The 14,892-nt window shown below is 47.3% G+C and carries 18 protein-coding genes and 3 tRNA genes; 3 read left to right on the forward strand and 18 right to left on the reverse strand.

All coding sequences use genetic code 11. The features are described 5' to 3' along the window. Positions 1-90: 90 nt before the first annotated feature. Positions 91-1,359 (reverse strand): NupC/NupG family nucleoside CNT transporter, encoded by a 1,269-nt coding sequence (locus NFX39_RS02965; protein ID WP_252442843.1) that lies wholly within the window; start codon positions 1,357-1,359, stop codon positions 91-93. Between the two features lie 306 nt (positions 1,360-1,665). Between NFX39_RS02965 and pnuC the strand changes: the two genes are divergently transcribed. Next, complete coding sequence (gene pnuC / locus NFX39_RS02970; protein WP_252442845.1) at positions 1,666-2,391, forward strand: nicotinamide riboside transporter PnuC; 726 nt, start codon at positions 1,666-1,668, stop codon at positions 2,389-2,391. Between the two features lie 41 nt (positions 2,392-2,432). Here the strand turns inward: pnuC and NFX39_RS02975 are convergent. The 9 genes from NFX39_RS02975 to NFX39_RS03015 all read right to left on the reverse strand — a co-directional run bounded on the left by NFX39_RS02975 (position 2,433) and on the right by NFX39_RS03015 (position 7,879). Beyond that, a tRNA-Asn gene (locus NFX39_RS02975) sits at positions 2,433-2,505 on the reverse strand. Between the two features lie 155 nt (positions 2,506-2,660). Continuing rightward, complete coding sequence (locus tag NFX39_RS02980; RefSeq protein ID WP_252442846.1) at positions 2,661-3,584, reverse strand: L-lactate dehydrogenase; 924 nt, start codon at positions 3,582-3,584, stop codon at positions 2,661-2,663. A 153-nt stretch (positions 3,585-3,737) separates the two neighbouring features. Further along, positions 3,738-4,397 carry an amino acid ABC transporter permease gene (locus NFX39_RS02985; RefSeq protein ID WP_420842955.1) on the reverse strand — a complete coding sequence of 220 codons (660 nt, stop codon included), beginning with the start codon at positions 4,395-4,397 and terminating at the stop codon, positions 3,738-3,740. Positions 4,398-4,404: 7 nt separating this feature from the next. Continuing rightward, positions 4,405-5,040 (reverse strand): amino acid ABC transporter permease, encoded by a 636-nt coding sequence (locus NFX39_RS02990; RefSeq protein ID WP_252442850.1) that lies wholly within the window; start codon positions 5,038-5,040, stop codon positions 4,405-4,407. Next, a complete protein-coding gene (locus tag NFX39_RS02995; protein WP_252442851.1) occupies positions 5,037-5,906 on the reverse strand; it encodes a transporter substrate-binding domain-containing protein in 870 nt (289 codons plus the stop codon). Before NFX39_RS02995 ends, NFX39_RS02990 begins: the two co-directional genes overlap by 4 nt. Before the next feature lie 11 nt (positions 5,907-5,917). Further along, a complete protein-coding gene (locus NFX39_RS03000; protein ID WP_274705057.1) occupies positions 5,918-6,655 on the reverse strand; it encodes an amino acid ABC transporter ATP-binding protein in 738 nt (245 codons plus the stop codon). Between the two features lie 188 nt (positions 6,656-6,843). Next, positions 6,844-7,164, reverse strand: a complete 321-nt coding sequence (locus NFX39_RS03005; RefSeq protein WP_252442853.1) for a CHY zinc finger protein — start codon at positions 7,162-7,164, stop codon at positions 6,844-6,846. Further along, on the reverse strand, positions 7,164-7,517 hold the full coding sequence (locus tag NFX39_RS03010; protein ID WP_252442854.1) for a DUF1304 domain-containing protein: 354 nt from the start codon (positions 7,515-7,517) through the stop codon (positions 7,164-7,166). The genes NFX39_RS03005 and NFX39_RS03010 overlap by 1 nt, the downstream gene beginning before the upstream one ends. Positions 7,518-7,546: 29 nt before the next feature. Further along, positions 7,547-7,879 carry a HigA family addiction module antitoxin gene (locus tag NFX39_RS03015; RefSeq protein ID WP_252442855.1) on the reverse strand — a complete coding sequence of 111 codons (333 nt, stop codon included), beginning with the start codon at positions 7,877-7,879 and terminating at the stop codon, positions 7,547-7,549. Positions 7,880-8,115: 236 nt separating this feature from the next. Between NFX39_RS03015 and NFX39_RS03020 the strand changes: the two genes are divergently transcribed. Beyond that, positions 8,116-8,571 carry a hypothetical protein gene (locus tag NFX39_RS03020; RefSeq protein ID WP_252442857.1) on the forward strand — a complete coding sequence of 152 codons (456 nt, stop codon included), beginning with the start codon at positions 8,116-8,118 and terminating at the stop codon, positions 8,569-8,571. 246 nt (positions 8,572-8,817) lie between these two features. Here the strand turns inward: NFX39_RS03020 and NFX39_RS03025 are convergent. Together NFX39_RS03025 and NFX39_RS03030 are read right to left on the reverse strand one after the other, a co-directional pair. After that, positions 8,818-8,905: transfer RNA gene (locus NFX39_RS03025), tRNA-Ser, on the reverse strand. A 90-nt stretch (positions 8,906-8,995) separates the two neighbouring features. Then, positions 8,996-9,328 carry a hypothetical protein gene (locus NFX39_RS03030; protein ID WP_252442858.1) on the reverse strand — a complete coding sequence of 111 codons (333 nt, stop codon included), beginning with the start codon at positions 9,326-9,328 and terminating at the stop codon, positions 8,996-8,998. 76 nt (positions 9,329-9,404) lie between these two features. Between NFX39_RS03030 and NFX39_RS03035 the strand changes: the two genes are divergently transcribed. After that, positions 9,405-10,052 (forward strand): NAD(P)H-hydrate epimerase, encoded by a 648-nt coding sequence (locus NFX39_RS03035; protein ID WP_252442859.1) that lies wholly within the window; start codon positions 9,405-9,407, stop codon positions 10,050-10,052. Positions 10,053-10,089: 37 nt separating this feature from the next. Here NFX39_RS03035 and rlmH read toward each other — a convergent pair whose 3' ends face one another. The 6 genes from rlmH to rsmI all read right to left on the reverse strand — a co-directional run bounded on the left by rlmH (position 10,090) and on the right by rsmI (position 14,891). Continuing rightward, positions 10,090-10,569, reverse strand: a complete 480-nt coding sequence (rlmH, locus tag NFX39_RS03040) for a 23S rRNA (pseudouridine(1915)-N(3))-methyltransferase RlmH (protein WP_252442861.1) — start codon at positions 10,567-10,569, stop codon at positions 10,090-10,092. A 534-nt stretch (positions 10,570-11,103) separates the two neighbouring features. Next, positions 11,104-11,871, reverse strand: a complete 768-nt coding sequence (locus tag NFX39_RS03045) for a M15 family metallopeptidase (protein ID WP_252442862.1) — start codon at positions 11,869-11,871, stop codon at positions 11,104-11,106. A gap of 52 nt (positions 11,872-11,923) precedes the next feature. Then, positions 11,924-11,996: transfer RNA gene (locus tag NFX39_RS03050), tRNA-Lys, on the reverse strand. Positions 11,997-12,203: 207 nt separating this feature from the next. Next, positions 12,204-13,196 (reverse strand): UDP-glucose 4-epimerase GalE, encoded by a 993-nt coding sequence (galE, locus tag NFX39_RS03055; protein ID WP_252442864.1) that lies wholly within the window; start codon positions 13,194-13,196, stop codon positions 12,204-12,206. Between the two features lie 22 nt (positions 13,197-13,218). After that, positions 13,219-13,953 carry an acyl-[acyl-carrier-protein] thioesterase gene (locus NFX39_RS03060; RefSeq protein ID WP_252442866.1) on the reverse strand — a complete coding sequence of 245 codons (735 nt, stop codon included), beginning with the start codon at positions 13,951-13,953 and terminating at the stop codon, positions 13,219-13,221. A gap of 2 nt (positions 13,954-13,955) precedes the next feature. Beyond that, positions 13,956-14,891: a 16S rRNA (cytidine(1402)-2'-O)-methyltransferase gene (rsmI, locus tag NFX39_RS03065; protein WP_252442868.1), complete on the reverse strand. Its 936-nt coding sequence runs from the start codon at positions 14,889-14,891 to the stop codon at positions 13,956-13,958. Position 14,892: the final 1 nt, after the last annotated feature.

The raw sequence follows: 14,892 nt of genomic DNA on the forward strand, positions 1-14,892 counted from the left end.
AAACACCAATTAAAGCAAAAAAGCCAGCCGGGGCGCAGCTGACTTTTAAAAAGTAAAAAACGACCCGAAGGCCGTTTTAAATCGGTCTTTTTACCAAACGAACAATCCAACCATGGCAGCTGAGAACAATGAAACCAAGATACCTGACAAGATCAAGTAACCAACGTTCTTTGCAATCAACTTGCTCTTTTCGTCAGTCACCATTCCCTTGAAGCATCCAACAATCATTCCAACCGTTGAGAAGTTAGCAAATGACGTCAAGAAGACAGTCAAGACAGCCACGTAGTGGTTTGGCAAGTGTGAAACCTTACCAGTAACAGAACCCATGACAACGAATTCGTTCGTAATCAACTTTGTTCCCATCAATTGGGCCATATCGAATGAGTGTGCACCGACACCAAGCAACCAAGCAAATGGGTACATGATGATACCCAAGATGTGTTCAAGTGACAACCATGGGTGGATGCCGCCCAAGAGCTTGTCAATCATCGCAGCCAAAGCAACAAAGGCGATAACGTTAGCGGCGATAATCAAAATCAACTTACCAGCGTTCAAGATGGAGTCACCCAAGAATGAGAAGAATGGTTCACGTTCTTCAGCAACAACTTCTTCCTTCACTTCGTTAGCCAATTCAGCTGATCCAGATTCTGCGTTTGTTGCAGCAGGCGTTGCCGGTCCAATCTTAGCAATGGTGTCTTCTTCTGCAGGCACATCAACTGGGTTCAAGATAGCCGTTACAATCAAAGCGTTGATCACGTTGATTGGAACAGCAGTCAAAATGAAGCGACCTGGCATCATTTGCGTGTAGGAACCGATAACAGAAGCCGTCACACAAGACATGGACATCATGGCCAAGGTCAAGTTACGCTTGGCGTTCATGTTCTTCAATTGCAAACCAGAAACGGCCAACGCTTCGGTGTTTCCCAAGAACATCATTTCAATTGAGAAGAAAGATTCGAACTTAGGTTGTCCAGAAATCTTTGACAATCCCTTTCCCAACCACTTGATGATGAATGGCAACACGCCAAAGTAAGTCAAGATGTCAAACAACGGCACAACCAACAAAATTGGCAACAAAACGTTAATGAAGAACGTTGGTTGCAAGCTTGCACCAGTAAGTGGCTTCAAAGCAAATTCGATTCCGGCTGATGCAACGGAAACCAATTCGTTGAAACCGTTGGCTGCGGCATCAACCATGTCACGCCCGATTGAAAATGACGTCAAGAACCAAGCCAAGACCAAGTTCACAAGCACCATAATTCCAACGGAGCGCCATTTAACGGCCTTACGATCCTTTGAAAAGAGAACGGCAAGTCCAACAAAGACCGCCAATCCCAAAATGTTTACTAACAAATACATGTCGTTACCCCCTGTATATTCCGACACAATTCACAATAGTTCAATTATATCACTCGAATATCTAGCAAAGTCTAAAAACAAGAGAGTATTTTCGTCATTTTACCGAACTTTTCGATTAAATTTTCTCTAATCTTCGGTTTTATTAAAAATCAAACGTTTTAAAATCAACAACTGTCGGTTTTACTGTTGGATAGCGATCCTTTTGCTTGTGCTATAATAAGTCCGTTTATCAACTACGATAAACAAACGAAAACACGGTGCGTTGCTTCCGATGACGGCACCTAAAAAACAATAGGAGGATTCGTAATGAATCAACAAAACACACTGGCCCTGACTTTCTCGCCAAAGGCGATTATTCAGGACCTTGTCTCTTTGAACAAGGCAACAAAAGCGCTCTTAGCCGTGATGGTGACGGCCCAGCTCTTAACCTTTGTTCTTTCCTCTGACCGATCTGGATTAGCCTGGCTGACTTTAGCGACCGGCTTAGCCGCGGTTATTAACTTAGCCTTGGTCGATCAAGGAAAGCAGTCCAACTTCTTCTGGGGTCTGCTTTGCACGGCGGCCTGGATGCTGGTCGCCTTGCATTCCAGAACGTTTGGTGACGTCTTTGCACAGGGCTTTGCCTTCTTGATGCAGTTTTCTGGCATCTACTTCTGGTCACGCTCACGCAACAGTGAAAAGGGTGAACTGGAATTCAAGAAGATGTCAAAGCTACTCGCCTGGTCCGTTTTGATTCTCACCATCGCGACCTATTTGGTCGTACTAACGGTGTCAAAGCACCTGAACGGCCTTCAGGTCTACTTGGATTCGGCGGTTTTGCCTCTGAACATCATCGGTCAGCTACTCATGACCTACGGTTACCGTTCGCAGTGGTTTGCCTGGATTGCAGTCGACATCGTCCAGGTGAGCGTCTGGGCACAAAACATCTTCGTGCTCGACGGAAGCTACGCGGTTTCCATGCTCGTTCTTCAAATCGTAATGCTAGTGAACGCCCTTTACGGCTCCTGGTACTGGTACAACAGAAAAGCTTAAAACAAAAAGCCTCGCTCGTTTAAGAGCGGGGCTTTTTTAGACTGTCCCGGCTGGGCTCGAACCAGCGACCTTCGCATTAACAGTGCGGTGTTCTACCAACTGAACTACAAGACAATTAAATATTGTATGTATAATATATCGCTATAAATATTCCTTGTCAACAGTTTTATTAAATAAATCTCATTTTATTTTAATTAATAATTTGCAGGCTTTTTAAACCAATAAAAAAGTCGCGCCCGTACCAGCCGGGCGCGACGCGTTATTCCAATTTAGTCCACTACTTCAGCAAACTTCCCAGAAATCGAAGAAGCAGATGCCGCTAACTTCTCTTCCTCTTCAGACGTAAGGAAGAGCGGTACTTCCTCGATAATCCCCTTTCGACCAACAATGGCCGGTGTGGACAAGTAGGTACCAGACTTTTCCTGATAGTGTGAGACCGCCATCTCCTGGTGAGCATCGGACAAGATTGCCTTGGTCAACACGATGGCAGCCGAAGCGATTCCGTATGAGGTGAAGCCCTTTCCCATGAAGACAGTGTAACCACCGACAATGGAATCCTTTTCGATGTCGGCCAAATCAAGGTGGCGCTCCTCAGCCAACTTTTGGACGGGTTGTCCCAAAACCGAAACCGTTGACCAAGCGGAGAACTGCGTGTTCCCGTGTTCGCCAAGGTTGTAGCCCGAAACAGACTTTGGCGACACGTTGAAGAAGGAACCAACGGCGCGGCGCATGCGGGCAGTGTCCAGTAAAGTCCCCGTCGCGATGACCCGCTTTTGATCGTAGCCCGTTTCCTTTTGGTAGAGAGCGGCAATGGCATCACAAGGATTCGTGATAACCACCAAGACACCGGCAAAAGCCGTCTGCTTCAACTTGGCTGAAACCTTGCGAACCTGCTCCACGTTGTAGGGCAATTCGATGAAGCGGTCCTTACTTGGGTTGTTGTGTTGCAATTGAATGTTTCCAATGGAAGAAATCACAACGTCGGCATCGTCCAAGCCCGCATAATCGTTTACGGTAATTTGGTAGTCGTTTGCTTGATTCGCCTTTGCGTCTTCCAAATCCAAAGCTTCCGCCTGCACCTTTTCTTCATTTTCATCGATGAAGACGTACTGGTCAGCCAACCCTTCTTGCACCATGGCGTGTGCAATCGCTGAACCGACGTGCCCCATTCCAATAATTCCAATTTTTCGCATGACGGAACCTCCCGTTGTTTTTATTGAGAATAACGCTATCTCAAAATAAAAGCAAGGATAATATTAAAATTCTCTAATCTAAAATTAGCACATCCCAAAATAAAAGATGCAAAAAAGCCAGCCCCCTCGGGTCTGACTTTGACAGCAATTTGATTAGGCTAATCGCTTCTGACAGTAATCGGCTAACTTTGACAACGCGTGGTTGAAAAGGAAGTAGCCGAAGGTTAACAATAGCAAGATTGGCACGATGTAGCGGCTATCCTGCGCGTAGACCATCTGACCGCGATAGGTCAAATCGGCCAACACAATTCCGGATGCCAAGGAGGTGTCCTTCACCAATGAAATCAGCTGGGAAATCAACGGCGGAATCATCTTTTGGTAAGCCTGTGGCAACACGATGTGCCAGAGGGCTTGCGCGCGCGTCATCCCCACCGATGCCGCTCCTTCGAACTGCCCGACGTCGACCGCCTTCAACCCACCACGCACAATCTCGGCAATCATGGATGCTTCGAAGAAGGACAAGGCACAGACCGTCGACCAGAAAACCGGTAAGCGAATCCCAAGTTCTGGAAAGGCGAAGTAGGAGAAGAAGATGATCAAGAGCAACGGCAAATTTCGCACGATGTTGTTCAACGTCCCAAGCAAAGATGAGAAGTACGGAATCTTTTCAAAAAGTAAGATGCCGATGATTGAACCGACAACGAGGGAAATCACAATGGAAAAGAGCGAGACCCCAATTGTTGTCATGAAGCCGCCAAACAGGTAGCTCAGGTTATCCGCCGTAAAGGCGCCCGTTAAGTTTGTCATGTGCATCCCCTTTCTACGCGTCCAAGCGTGCTTCTAACGCTTGGATTCCGTAACTCAAAGGCAGTGTGATCACCAGGTAGAACAACCCGACAATTGCATACGCTGCCATCGTTTCAAATGAGTTCGCTGCCACCAAGTTTCCCTGGTACATCAAATCAAAACCACCGACGAAGGCCAAAATGGAGGAGTTCTTCACGAGGTTGATGAACTGGTTTCCAAGGGATGGCAGAGCGAGCAGAAAGGCCTGTGGCAAGACGATCTTTTGCATGGCTTGGCCGCGAGTCAAACCGTTCGCCAAAGCGCCTTCGAGCTGCCCAACGTCAATGGCTTCGATTCCGGAGCGAACGGATTCCGCAACGAAGGCGGACGTGTAAAGCGAAAGGGCAACGGCCCCAGCCGTAAAGCCGGTCATCGGAACCGTCTTGGACACCGCGAGGTAGAAGAACAGCGTGATGACCAAAAGCGGAATGTTCCGCAAAAACTGCACGTAGGCGTTTCCGATGTGCTGGAGCACCTTCTTTTCCGAAACCTGCAGCAGCGCAAAGGTCGTTCCCAAAATCAAGGAAGCCACTAGTGCAATCACAGAAACCAGCAACGTGTTCCAAAAGCCCGCTAGAAAGAGGGCGTGATACTTATCAAACAATGTCATACTGCCCCCTCCAATTGATCCAAATCAATTCCCGGCACTTGACCGAACCACTTTTCCAGCAGCTTGCGGTAAGTGCCGTTTTTCTTCAGTGCGTCAAAGGCCTTATTCGCTTCGTCCGTCATCCCCTTCTGGTTGTGGTCGAAGGCGATTCCGTAAGGTCCAGCGGAAAGTTGCTTTCCGACAATGTGGTAGTCCGGGTTTTCGCTGGCCATTCCGTAGAGGATGGCGTTATCCGTCACGATGGCCTGGCCCTGCCCCGCCTTCAAGGCTTGCATGGTCGAGGCGTAGTCCTGAAGTGCAACAATCTTGGCCTTTGGCGCAAATTCCTTTACGCTGTCAGCGGCCGTCGTTCCGAGCGCAACCAGGACGGTTTTGCTAGGGTCGTTTAACTGTTCAATGTTCGTGATACCCGAATCCTTCTTCACCAGCATGGCGTTTCCGGCTGGAAAGTAGGGCTTGGTGAAATCAACGGTCTTAGCGCGTTCCGGCGTGATGGTCATGACGGCAAGCACCCCGTCGATGTTCGTGTTCTTCAACAACTGTACCTTCGTTGATGCGGATACGGGTGTAAAAGTCGGGGTCAACTCAGCCCCCACTTGCTCCCCTATTTGAGTAGTCAGCGCCCTCGCAAGATCGACATCGAATCCTTCGGACTGTCCCGTCTTCACGTTCAAGATACCAAAGAGCTTCGTGTCCGTCTTAACACCCCACGCAATCGTCTTCTTCGCTTTCACCCGAGCCAGCGTATCCTGGTGTACCTGGTTGCTCTGGTAAGCTTGAAAGCCGACGAAAGCAGAAACCGAAAGCACCAAAAGCAAGAGCCCGGACAGCAGCAGGCCGAGACGTTTTTTCTTTTTCTTATCCATACGGCCCCCTCCTAGTGCTTTTCCACTTGGCTCAAGAATTTCTTGGCACGGTCGTTCTGTGGGTTATCGAAGAAGGTAGCACTTGGTGCGTCTTCCAAGATTTGTCCGTCGGCCATGAAAATCACGCGGTCGGAAACGGCCTTGGCGAAGCCCATTTCGTGGGTGACGATGAGGAGCGTCATGTTGCTGTCCGAAGCGATTTCCTTCATGACGTTCAACACGTCTTCGACCATTTCGGGATCCAGGGCAGAGGTTGGTTCGTCGAAGAGCAAGGCCTTCGGAGACATCGCAAGTGAACGGGCGATAGCCACGCGCTGCTTTTGTCCACCGGACAAGGTCTTCGGCATGTTTTCAGCCTTGTCCTTCAAACCGACACGGTCAAGCAAGGCGAGTGCCGTCTTTTTGTTTTCGGCTTCGTCCTTCTTCAAGACGAGGCGGGGCGCCAACATGATGTTCTCCAAAACCGTCTTATTGTTGTAGAGGTTAAAGTGCTGGAAGACCATCCCCACATTTTTACGAATCTTGTTCATGTTTGTCTTTTCTTCGTGGAGGTCAAAGCCATCGACCATGAGCTTTCCTTGGTCGATTTCTTCCAGACCGTTCACCGTGCGAATCAACGTGGACTTACCGGAACCGGAAGGACCAATCAAAACAACGGTTTCACCCTTTTCGATGTTCAAATTGATATCCTTCAACGCGTGAAAGTTCCCGTAGTACTTGTCGACGCCTTCAAACTGAATCATTGACATGCTGTCACCTCTTTCCAAACAAAATCTGTATACGTTCTGATTTTGATTATAGGGAGGCTTTTTCGTCATCCGAGATATTTCGTTAGCTTTTATCACAATATAAAAACGCCTCAGTGTTTCCACTGAGGCTAAGGGTCCGTGTATTTACTTTACGTTTCTGAAGGCTTGGCAGAGATTTTCCCTAACGTTTAGGAGCAAAAATAGTAGTCCTTGTGCAGCGAGCACTTCGGATTAAAAGGTGACTGACAGTTCACGCAGGCGCCTTCTTGATACTCGTCGTAGGTCAACAGACTATGACAGACACCACAGGGCACCGGATGTCCTTCTGATACGGACGAAGGTTCAAAGCTGTGTTTTTCCAATTCATCATGACATTGGAAACAGGCGTAGTATTGTTGGCAGTTCGAACAGAGCAAACCAACGACATCGACCTCTTGGTGGTAGTGTCGACAAGTTCCGGTCGGACCAATGTCTTGCCCTTTTATTTTGGTGTTCGTCTCTTTAATCATTAGAACAAAAGGGCGATCAAAGTCAGCAGCGAAAGTCCCGCTTGTTTGAAGAACAAGCTCACTTTACCAGCGGAATAACCACCGTACAACGCAACCAAAACGATGTAGATCAAGATGGGTAACACCCAACTTTGCTCGATGAACAGCGCAACGAACAAGCCGACACCGATTAAGGCGTTGTAAATCCCCTGGTTCTTCAACAGCAACTGAACCTTCGGGTTGGCCACGTCATCGTTGGAAAATGAAAACAACTCAGCCGTTTGCTTTGACGTCGTTTGAATCGTTTGACGGTAAAAAATATAAAAGAATTCAAGTGCAACGAGCACCGTTAAAATTTGAGCCACAATGTTCATGAGTAATCCTCCAGGAAATTTTCTTGCTTTTAAGCTAATTGCCAGTCATATGGCTTTAAATAAAGTTCGTCGTCACGTCGCTCTTTTGAATTCACCTTTGAATGTGCCAATTTGTAATCAGCATCCATCCCCAGCAGCAACTTTGCTGATAGACCAGTGACGATTTCTAAGCGTTCTGCTAATTCGACTGACATGAACGTTTCTTTGTGTAGAATACGGCTCATATGTTTTTCACTAATTCCAAGTCGTCTTGCTAAGTCGCTTTGTTTGACACCGAAGTCTTCAATTAGTTCAACAATTAAAGCAGAGGCTGATGAACACTCTTTCGGATTTAACTTCATTTCCAAATCTTTATCAATCATCTTAGTTCCTTGTTTATCAGGTAAAGAACAACTCGCTGTTCTTTACCCTATAGGTACAGTATATTCATATCCTTTTTCTTCGCAAGTTTTCATGTCAATTAGGACAAGCAGTCGTTTCTTTTTTATTTTCTAACCTAGGTTGTCTAATTTACATAATTTCGCCACCCTCTTCCCTGCGCGTTATACTTATCCTGAAGACACTATTTTGCAATAAGGAAAAGAGGCTTTTTTTTAATATGGTGTACTTAATCTTATCAATCGTTGTCTCCGTCATTTGGTGGCAGCTCAGCGTTAAAAAGAACGGAAACACGAAACACAATCAATTCTGGAAAATCTTTTTGAAGGTATTCTTCTGTTACATATATATTTTCTGGCTGGCCATGAAATACGACCCCACTTTCTTTCATAAGTATCTAATCGAAATCGATGATCAACTTTCTTCTGATGTACACTACCTTTCTGGTATTAATCCAAATACCGGTGGATATCGGACAAGCGTATCCTTGATGAATGCCATCAAACTTCAAGGAACAAAAAAGAATCTCCAGACCCTTGTTTATTATCGCTCACTCCTACCTCAGAATTTGAATCCAACCATTGTCAAAAATGGTGCGCGGCAGGGTATTCGTGAAGGACGGCGGTTACAGCATATTCAAGATGAAATCCACCATGAATTTCACCCTTACGATTAAAAAAAGCTCCCGACTGGGAGCTTTTTTTATAGCGCTTGTTTAATGGCTACGACAAGGACTAGGACTAAGAAGACAGCGATAACAATTTTGTTTTTCGTTGGAGTGCTTTTCCATAGTTCAGAAATTAATTCAAACATCTTGCTTTCCTCCTATCTACAATTCAAGTATAGTCCTATCTCTAGAAAAGAGAAAAAAAGACTCACACCAGTAGTTTTAACTACCAGTGTGAGCCTTTTATTTCGCTGATGGAGAAGAAGGGATTCGAACCCTCGCACGCTTTAACACGTCTACACCCTTAGCAAGGGCGCCTCTTCAGCCTCTTGAGTACTTCTCCATAACAGATAATACTATACCAGATTATCCGCATGACGGCAAGCATCGCGGGCGGTGCGTCGCCGACTTTGACAGATTAAAAAATCAAGAATTAACGGGCCACCATGGACATGATGGACACGTTAAAGTGGTCCCACACACCCTGGTCATCAGCCTTAAAGTCTTCAATCAATGAATCCTTGATTGGTTTAATCGTACCGGCCTTTTCCTTGTAAACGTCGAAGAGTTCAAAGTTACCCTCGTCATCCCATTGAACGGTGTAGAAAGTACCATCCATGCGATAATCCAAAATCTCTTCCAAGCCACGCTTCAACGTGCGCTTAATCACCTGATCTTCCGTGACCTTTTCGCCACGGGCGTTCAAAATGGCGACTTGGTCCTTTACTTGTTGATAGTCGTCTGCGACATCCATGCTATCCATCATGACCAGTCTCCTTTTACATGTAAAATTCTGTTCTTTATACTATAATAACTATAACTATTATACTAAGGTGAAAAAAATGACACAACTGGTAACTGGCGATGAACAACGAGCCATTGAAACCTACACCATGGAAGAAGTTGGTTTAGGACAGGCCGTCTTAACGGAACGGGCCGCAATGGCAACAATGAACGTCTTGGCTGCTGGAAACTTTGACCTTTCGAAGGTCTTGGTTCTAGCAGGCCTTGGCAACAACGGTGCGGATGGTGTGGCCCTTGCCCGCCTCTTGCACCAGGCCAAGATCCCCGTCACGCTCCAGTTTGTTGGAAACGTGAACCGGGCCAACGACAAAGTGAAAGCACAGCTAAAAGCCGCCGAAGCTTGTGGTGTTCTTCGTGCTGAAAAGTCCGACTTCAAGGAGCCTTCCTTAATCGTAGACGCCATCTTTGGAACCGGCTTGAACGCCGATTTGCCCGAGGGGCTTCAAAAGATGGTGAAGGCTGCCAACCACATCGATAACACGGTCGTTGCTTTGGACGTTCCGACGGGAATCGATGCCACATCCGGTGAAATGCGCGGTGCTGCTTTGAAGGCTTCTGCCACGGTTTCATACGGTTTCCAAAAGGCCGGAACGAACCGCGCCGCCGGTAAGAAGCATTCTGGTAAGGTCGTCGTCCACGACATCGGGCTGGTGACACCTGAAGATTTCACCTTCTCAATTAAATAAGCAAGTAAAAAGACGAACGGTTTTCCCGTTCGTCTTTTTACTTGTGGTAAGGCGAGCCCTGCGCAATCATGTTGGCTCGGTATATCTGCTCGACCAAAACCAAACGCATCAACTGGTGTGGCAACGTTAATAGACCAAAGGACAAAAGCAGGTCTGCACGTTTCTTGATCTTTGGGGCCAATCCTAATGATCCGCCGATGATAAAAGTCAACGTCCCATGCCCGGCAGTTTTCGCTGCTTCCAGCTTTTGGGATAACTTCTCAGAAGGTAGCTGTTTTCCCTCAATAGCTAAAACAACCACGTAGTCCCGTTCGCCAATCTTAGCCCAGATTCGCTCCCCTTCCTTAGCCATGATTTCTTCGTTCTCCGCCTCGGACGCCTTGTCCGGGGTTTTTTCGTCAGAAAGTTCCACCTGCTCAATTTTGGCAAAGCGCGAAAGGCGCTTGGTGTATTCCGCAATTCCGTCCTTGAGGTACTTTTCTTTTAGTTTCCCAACTGTAATAATCTTTATTTTCATTTAAATTTCAGCCTCTCGTTTTGGTCTAAGGGTTTTAGTTATCCCCCGAACAAGGACTTATCCACCCACTTATCCACAGTTATACCCATATTCTAAGCTAAAGAAATGCGCTTCTACCGCCATTTTACATCTTTTTCCACAGGAAATGGTGTTTTCACCGGTTAAAAAACGAAAAGATATCCAAGCTAAAAAGTGTTGATTTAAAGCCATTTATCCCCAAATACCCAACTTTATCCCCAAGCTTATCCACACCTGTTGATAAGCACATTTGTTCGCATTATTTTTCGTTTGAAATCTTCGGCTTTTTCTAAGAAACAGAAGGCAGAATTGCAATTTTTCGTTTAACAAATCCTAAAGGCGAAGATAAAAGACGAACGGCACATATATAAAATGGTCAATGCATAGATTTTACCCTAAAACAAGGGAACATGCATTCTTTAATTGGTCTAGTCGAAATCCCGCAACCCCCATCCCTTGACTTTTACAGGAACATCTCAACTAAAAAAAGCAGCCGGTCTAACGGCTGCTTTTCGATTAGCGATTATCTGCCTTCAGGCCCTCTACATAGGCCTCCAAGGTCAAATTGTGCTTCTTTATATATTGCGCGTTTTTGACACCAACGTAACGGAAATGCCATGACTCATAATCGATTCCTGTTTCCTTCATTTGCTTCTTATCATTTGGGTAACGAAGAATGAAACCATAATCCGCTGCGTGATCAATCAACCACTTCTGGGAAGCAAAGGTGTCCATTTCTGCCTCGAGGCTTGGATACTTTTCAAAGGCATCTCGTCCAGCAAGGTCGACTGCTAATCCGGTCTGGTGCTCTGAGGAGCCGGGATATTGAACGACGGCGGCCGTCTTCTTTTCGGCTTCTTCGTCAGACATCCCCTCCGCTAGGTTGTTTTTCTTAACACCAGAAAAGACTTCTTTTTGGTACTGAATCGAGCGGTATCCTGAAACCAGTTGTGTCTGGTAGCCCGCTGCCCGCGCTCCCGACTGGAAGTCTAAGAGGGCCTGCTTAATGCGTGCATCCATCGTGATACCAGAAACCTGTGCCTTCTCAAAGTCGATTTCCTTATCCTTTTTATGCCACTTGTTCACGAGCACTAAGTCCCAATCGAAAGATGAGACGCCCTTGGGCAGGTCGGTTAACTTCTTCGCACTCGTTGCACCACTGCTACCTTGGTGGGCTTTCTTTTGTTCGTGTGCCGGAATGAACGTCGTTACTGCGTAGGACAGCACCAAAGCAACGAACAACAAACTAAAGGCGATGACGAGATGTTCCTTCTTTTTATCCATTTCTCCTCCTTCGTACAAAAAAAGGACCGGGAATATTTCCCGGTCCAAAGTATGGTCAGTCAGGGGCTCGAACCCTGGACCCACGGATTAAGAGTCCGTTGCTCTACCAACTGAGCTAACTAACCATGATGTCCTTATCAACAAGAATTATAATACCATAGGAAAGCTGGACTGACAAGTGATTTCGGCATTTTTTTGCGATTTTGTGTCAAAAATGGCGATTTATTTCTTAGCTGGCTGGACAGTTCGAACACGACGTCGAAAAAGTCTCTTTACATCTAAAAAGACAAAGGAAAAAAGCTGGCGTTCAGGCCAGCTTTTTCGTTAAATCTTTACTTATCGTTGTAACCGTTTGGGTTCTTTTCAACCCATTTCCAGGCCGTACGGATAATGTCTTCGACGTTATCGTACTTTGGTGCCCAGCCAAGAACTTCACGGGCAGCCGTTGAGTCGGCAACCAAGATATCTGGATCACCTGCACGACGTGGACCAACCTTTGACGTGATGTCCACGCCAGTGGCCTTACGAGCAGCTTCGACCATTTCCTTCACGGAGAAACCAGTGGCTGAACCAAGGTTAAACTGTGCGGAAGGGTTACCGTTCTTCAAGTAATCCAAGGCCAAGATGTGGGCGTCGGCGAGGTCGACAACGTGGACGTAGTCACGCACGTTGAACCCGTCTGGCGTGTTGTAGTCATCCCCGAACATCTCGATGTATTCGCGCTTACCAGAAGCGGCCTGCAAGATGATTGGAACCAAGTGGGTTTCTGGTCCGTGGTCTTCCCCAATTGAACCGTCAGGCATGGCACCGGCCACGTTAAAGTAACGGAGGGCAACCCACTTGATGTCGTAGGCTGAATCGGCCCAGGCCATCATCTTTTCCATCATCAACTTTGATTCCCCGTAAGGGTTGATTGGGTTTTGAGGGTCTGTTTCCTTGATTGGAATATTAACCGGGTTACCGTAAGTGGCAGCCGTTGATGAGAAGACGATCTTCTTCACGTCGTGTTCCTTCATCACTTCGAGCAACGTCACCATTCCGGCGGTGTTGTTATCGAAGTACTTCAAAGGTTCGGCCACTGATTCGGGCACGATTGAGAAGGCGGCAAAGTGCACAACGGCTTCGATGTCTTCCTTATCGAAGACTTCGGACAAGGCCTTCTTATCACGAATGTCGACTTCGTAGAACTTTGCTTCAGGAGCAACCGCTGCACGGTGTCCCTTCACCAAGTTGTCGACAACGACAACGTCGCGGCCATCGGCCAACAACTGACGAACCATGTGTGAACCGATGTAACCGGCTCCACCTAATACTAATACTGACATTTCTTATTCCTCCCTTAAATGACTATTGCTTAGCCCAGCTAATCAGGGCTTCTGCGGAAGTCTGGGCACCGTTTAAAATGCGGTGCTTCGTCTCATTATCCAATACTTTGGCCTGGGATTCAACCTGGTGGCCGTAGTGCACTTCGTTTTCATAACGAATGGAGAAGCCGTTCGGTTCGTTTTCCTTTAGGAAATCAAGCGGCAAAACGTCCAACATCCACTCCAAGTACTTGGAGTTGTTGACGTGCTTGTTACCGTCGATGTCTAGGAAACGAACCTGGTAGTTTCGGTCAAAGTCGGGTTCTTCATCCTTGATTTTTGGAATTCGAACCATCTTTTCCAGGCGCTTTCGTTCTTCTCCGCCGTATGGTTGAACAAGGTCCAACGGCAGTTTGATCATGCGTCGACTTTCCAGGTTGATCAAGGCCCAGAGGGAGTCCATGTCGATGATCACCTCACCGGATTCATCTTTGAAGTAGAAACCACGCTGAGCGAAGTAAGAACCCCACTCGCCGGCCTTGGTTTCAATGGTGATGGTTTCGCCAAGCTTGGGGCGGCGCTTGATTTTTACGTCGTACTGCAAGATGACCCAGCCAAGGCCTCGTCGATCGGTTTCTTGGTAGCCAACCTTCAGGTGTTCCCCCTGCTTACGGGAGCAGAGAATCGCCAGGTTCAACATCATCGAAAGTGATAACTTCCGTGACAAGTCGACCTGGTAGTATTCAACGGGCTGCGTAATCGAAAATACGTCTGCCATAATTATTCCTCAATTTGATGATAAATTTTGTACACTTCTTGGCGTGCCAGACCTGTGGCCTTGGCCACTTGCTTGATGGCGGTGTTTGGCTTCATGCCCCCGTCAACAAGCTTTTGGACGGCTGCTTTGGGATCTTCTTCGGCAGCCTGAAGTTCTTCTGCGGATTGGCCGTTTGGGCCAAGGGCTGCAGAAGAACCCATGTTTCCAGCGATTCCGCCTGGCGTGACCTTGTCCTTTGATCCTTCAATCAGGACGACAAACTCCCCGCGAACCTCTTCTTGGTCTGCCCAATCAAAGGCTTCCTTTGCTGTTCCGCGAAGGAACTCTTCGTAGCGTTTCGTGAGCTCACGTGCCAGGACAACGCGACGGTCAGCACCGAGCACTTCCACGACGTTTTCCAACGTCTTTTTCAAACGGTGGGGTGCTTCGTAGAAGATGATGGTTTCAGGACGCCAACCAAGCGTGGCTAACTCAGCCTGCTGTTCCTGTTTCTTTCGTGGTAAGAAACCGTGGAAATAGAAGGGCTGTGGAACGAGTCCGGAGGCGATCAAGGCCGTAATTCCAGCCGACGCTCCAGGGACTGGCACAACTGGGATACCGGCTTCAATTGCCTGGGCGACCAGTTCCTTTCCGGGATCGGAAATGGAAGGAAGACCGGCGTCGGAAACCTGGGCGATGTTGGTTCCTGAGAGCAGTTTATTAACAAGTTCCGGTGCTTTTTCTTGCCAGTTGTGCTCGTGCAAGGACGTCTTTTCGTTCTTGATTTCAAAGAAGTTCAAGAGCAACTGCGTGTGCCGCGTGTCTTCAGCCGCAATCAAATCCACGTCGGTTAACACCTGGATGGCACGGTTGGACATGTCCTGCAGGTTCCCAATGGGCGTCCCAACTAAGTAGAGCGTTCCAGTATTCTGTTGTGCAAATGATTTTTGTGACTGCATC

Source organism: Fructobacillus apis, assembly GCF_023893635.1.
Classification (GTDB): Bacteria; Bacillota; Bacilli; order Lactobacillales; family Lactobacillaceae; genus Fructobacillus; species Fructobacillus apis.